This window comes from Streptomyces sp. NPDC006997 (genome assembly GCF_040635175.1).
GTDB lineage: Bacteria > Actinomycetota > Actinomycetes > Streptomycetales > Streptomycetaceae > Streptomyces.
Genome location: NZ_JBEYHH010000079.1, coordinates 1 through 2,289, shown reverse-complemented (window position 1 = coordinate 2,289; position 2,289 = coordinate 1). Strand labels below are relative to the sequence as shown.

The following is a 2,289-nucleotide window of genomic DNA, read 5'->3' as shown; positions in this document are numbered from 1 at the left end:
CTCCACGACCAGCTCACCCGGATACGCGCCTGGACCCCACCCGAGGCGATCCGCGACCCCGGCCGCTGGATCCTCGGCGCCGCCCTCCCCCCACGCCCCGGCCCCTGCGGCACACCCGACTGCCACTACGGCTTCCAGCGGTACACCGGCGCCCCCTGCAAGACCTGCGCCGAGATCACCGCCGACGCACGCCGCGGCGCCCACCCACCGCATACCGCCACCTGGCACGAATGCACCACCTGCCAGGCCCCCTCACGCACCCCCCTGACCGGCCACCAGTGCACCACCTGCCGCACCGCCTGACACCAGGAAGGAACCGCCCTGCGATGCCCTACCCGATACCGCGCCCGCCCGCCCCCAACGGCCCCGGCACCTGCCCCGACTGCGCCGCCAGAGTCCTGTGGTGCCTCACCGACGCCAACCGCCGCACCATCGCCGTCGACGTCGCCGAGGACCCCACCGGCAACCAAGCCGTACGCATCGACACCGAGGGCCGCTACTGGACCCGCCAGCTCTCCACGGCCCGCCCCAACGTCGAGCAGCGCGAGGTCCTGCGCCGCCCCCACATCGCCAGCTGCCCCACCGCCCACCGCCGCGCCGCCCAGACCCGCCGCACCCCCGCCCGCGCCCACACCGGCGTACGCCCCGTCAGGTGGCAGCGATGACCGCACCCCGCGAAGACGTCGCCGCCATGCTCCGCGACGGCGCCACCCACGCCCAGATCATCAAGGCACTCCGCGTCAGCAACCACACGATCATCCTCACCCGCCGCGCCCTGAACATCCCCTACCCGCCCGGCCGGGCCAAGCGCACCCGCGCCGAACTCGCCGCCCTGGAGGACCAGGCCGTCACCATGCTCCGCGCCGGCGCCACCTACCAGGAGATCCACACCACCCTCAAGCTCGGCCTCAACCACATCTCCGACCTGCGCAAACAACACAAGATCCCCGTCCCCCGCCGCGACCGCCACGCCCCCCTGCGCCTCACCATCGACGAGCAGTTCGCCCGCTACGCCATCCCCACCGCAACCGGCGAACACCTGCTGTGGACCGGACCCCACAGTGGCCGTGGCCTCGACCTGATCGCCTCCGGCCGCAAGTACAACGTCCGTCACGTCGCCTTCACCGCGCACCACGGACGCGACCCCGAGGGGCGCGTCTTCCGCACCTGCGACCTGCCCGACTGCATCGCCGGAGCCCACCACACCGACCACCGCATCCGCGCCGCCCACCAGCGCGCCGACGCCGCCTACCACCTCATCTTCGGACCCGACGCATGACCCACGACCAGACCCTCCACATCGCCGCCCTCGGCGCCGTCTGCGCCCTCGCGGGCCTCGCCCTCCTCATCGGCCTCGGTGGCGCCGCCTACGTCGCCATCTGCCGCGCACGCGACACCTACACCGACCGCCGTGCCCGCCGCGCCGCCCGCGCCCAGGCCGCCGCCATCGAGGACACCGTCACCCGCGCCCTCGACGCCGCCTGCTGCGAGACGTGGTGGGTCTCCCTCGGCGCCGCCCATGACCCCGCCTGCCCCCACCAGCACCAGCAGCACCAGGAGCGCTGACATGGCCCACTACCCCGACCACACCCGCACCGCGCAGACCCTCCTCGACCAACAGAGCACCATCAACCAGCTCACCGCCAAGCTGAAGCGGGCCGCGGCCACCATCCAGCGCGTAGAGCAGGCGTGCCACGACCTCCCCTACGAGCACGCCCGCCGCATCCTCACCGCCCTCACCGACCAGCCCCCGACCCAGACGGCCACCGAGGCGCAGCAGGGCGAAGCCGTCGAGGACGCCGCCACCAAGACACCGCAGGCCGCCCCATGGCCTGTGAAGGCATCCACCCGCCGCTACGCCGAGGAACTCCGCCGCGCCCCCAGCACGGGAGTGGTGACGGACGGGCACACCGGCTGGGAATGCGACGCGGGAGCCTCCCTGCTCGTCTCGGCCAGAACCCCGGGCCCCGGGGCACTCGGCACCCACCACGGCACGATCTACGCCTGCGCCGCCCACCAGGGCGCCGCCGTGAAGCGCCTCACGGACGCCGGGTACCAGGCGGACCCCCAGCCCGCCCCGCCAGGCCACCGCTGGAACCCCTGGCCGTGCGGGCACGTCACGGCCCACGGCACCCACGCGCTGAACGCCCTCACCACCGCCGCGGCACGGCAGGACCAGGAGCAGTAACCATGCGCACCGTCCGCTGCCCCGCCTGCCCCCACGGCCAGCGCCACCCCCGGCACTACCTGTGCCGCACCTGCTGGGGCACCCTCCCGTCCACCACCCGC

At 74.1% G+C, this 2,289-nt stretch carries 4 protein-coding genes and 1 pseudogene; all 5 read left to right on the top strand.

The genetic code is table 11. From position 1 onward, the window contains the following. Window positions 1-303, top strand: a pseudogene (locus tag ABZ659_RS35495) (hypothetical protein); the annotation flags it as partial. 23 nt (window positions 304-326) lie between these two features. Further along, window positions 327-665 (top strand): hypothetical protein, encoded by a 339-nt coding sequence (locus ABZ659_RS35490; protein WP_360229028.1) that lies wholly within the window; start codon window positions 327-329, stop codon window positions 663-665. Then, complete coding sequence (locus tag ABZ659_RS35485) at window positions 662-1,279, top strand: hypothetical protein (protein WP_360229025.1); 618 nt, start codon at window positions 662-664, stop codon at window positions 1,277-1,279. Before ABZ659_RS35490 ends, ABZ659_RS35485 begins: the two co-directional genes overlap by 4 nt. After that, the gene (locus tag ABZ659_RS35480) at window positions 1,276-1,566 is read left to right on the top strand and encodes a hypothetical protein (RefSeq protein ID WP_360229023.1); all 291 of its coding nucleotides are present in this window, start codon (window positions 1,276-1,278) and stop codon (window positions 1,564-1,566) included. Before ABZ659_RS35485 ends, ABZ659_RS35480 begins: the two co-directional genes overlap by 4 nt. A 1-nt stretch (window position 1,567) precedes the next feature. Continuing rightward, complete coding sequence (locus tag ABZ659_RS35475; RefSeq protein WP_360229020.1) at window positions 1,568-2,188, top strand: hypothetical protein; 621 nt, start codon at window positions 1,568-1,570, stop codon at window positions 2,186-2,188. Window positions 2,189-2,289 lie beyond the last annotated feature (101 nt).